The 1,141-nt window shown below is 71.0% G+C and carries 2 protein-coding genes; both read left to right on the forward strand.

The annotated features are described in order from the left end of the window. On the forward strand, positions 1-495 hold a 495-nt coding region (locus tag J8J14_RS24765), incomplete at its 5' end, for a Mu transposase domain-containing protein (RefSeq protein WP_408896650.1). Beyond that, the coding region (gene istB, locus J8J14_RS24770; RefSeq protein WP_209382206.1) for an IS21-like element helper ATPase IstB at positions 492-1,141 on the forward strand (650 nt) is incomplete at its 3' end. The genes J8J14_RS24765 and istB, both read left to right, overlap by 4 nt.

Consider the following 1,141-nt stretch of genomic DNA (forward strand, 5'->3'; position numbering starts at 1 on the left):
AACGCGCAGTTCACCCAGTGGCTCGACCAGGTCGCCAACCGGCGCCTGCACGGCACCACGGGGCGGATCGTGGCCGAGCATTTCGCCGAGGAGCGCCCCTCGCTCAGGCCCCTGCCGGCCGGGCCGTTCAACGCCGTCCTCCGCCTCGAGCGGCGCATCTCGCATGAGGGGATGATCTCGGTCGGCGGCAATCTCTACTCCGTCCCGGACGGCACCCGCCGCCGCCCCGTCGAGGTGCAGGTCACCGCCTCTGAGGTCCACATCCTCGAGGATGGCAGGCTCGTCGCCGTCCATCCCGTGCTCGAGGGCCGTGGCCGGCGCCGGATCGCCGAGGGGCACCGCACCCTCCCGCCGCCGCACAACAGCACCACCCCGCGCCAGGGGGGCAGATCGTCCCCGCCACCACCCCCGGACACCGCGGGCGTGGCACCCCGCTCCCTCGCCATCTACGAGGCCATCGGCCGCCGTCTCGCCGCCGGGGAGCTGTCCCGATGAGCACCACCCCCGCCACGCTCGATCGCATCCGCCGGCACCTGGTCGGCCTCAGGATGCCGCGCTCCCTCGAGGTGCTGGAGCACCTGCTGCGCCAGCTCGAGCGAGGGGAGATCTCCCCGCTCGAGGCCATCGACAACCTGCTCGACGAGGAGCTCAGCCTGCGCGAGGGGCGCAGGGTCAAGGCCGCGCTCAAGATGGGCCGCCTGCTCAACGTCAAGACGCTCGCGGGCTTCGACTTCTCCTTCCAGCCCTCCCTCGACCGCAACCGCATCCTCACCCTGGCCGGCCTCGACTTCATCAACCGCCACGAGGTGGTCCACTTCCTCGGCCAGCCAGGCTGCGGCAAGACGCACCTCGCCATCGCCCTGGCCGTGGAGGCGGTGCAGGCCGGGCGCAGCGTCTACTTCACCACCCTGGCCGAACTGGTCGGCTCCCTCGCCAAGGCCGAGCGCGAGGGGAGCTTGCGCGAGCGGATCCGCTTTCTCTGCCGTCCCCAGCTCCTGGTCGTTGACGAGATCGGCTACCTGCCCGTCATCCCGGGCGGCGGAAACCTGTTCTTTCAGCTGGTCAACGCCCGATACGAGCGCGGCGCCATGATCCTCACCTCCAACCGTGGCTTTGCCGAATGGGGCGAGGTCTTCGGGGA

The sequence above is a fragment of the Pararoseomonas baculiformis genome (genome assembly GCF_017813395.1).
GTDB lineage: Bacteria > Pseudomonadota > Alphaproteobacteria > Acetobacterales > Acetobacteraceae > Roseomonas > Roseomonas baculiformis.